The 263-nt window shown below is 43.3% G+C and carries 1 pseudogene; it reads left to right on the plus strand.

Annotated features, from left to right (window positions below):
- Nucleotides 1–263 (plus strand): annotated as a pseudogene (locus FTW16_RS22220) (NAD(P)-dependent oxidoreductase); the annotation flags it as partial.

The following is a 263-nucleotide window of genomic DNA, read 5'->3' on the forward strand; positions in this document are numbered from 1 at the left end:
AACTGTTTGATATCATGTCTGCAGGTCCATCTAACTCTCCGTTTATGCAATTCTGTAAGTTCTACGCTGTAGACGGTGAAGAGAAGCTAGGTTTCTCTGTTGCAAACGCAAACAAAGACCTTGGCTACTTCCTTGCTCTTTGTGAAGAGCTAGGTACTGAGTCTCTAATTGCTCAAGGTACTGCAACAAGCCTACAAGCTGCTGTTGATGAAGGTCTTGGTCAAAACGACGTACCAGTAAACTTCGACTACTTCGCTAAACTA

The organism is Vibrio sp. T20 (genome assembly GCF_007858795.1).
Taxonomy (GTDB): domain Bacteria; phylum Pseudomonadota; class Gammaproteobacteria; order Enterobacterales; family Vibrionaceae; genus Vibrio; species Vibrio satsumensis.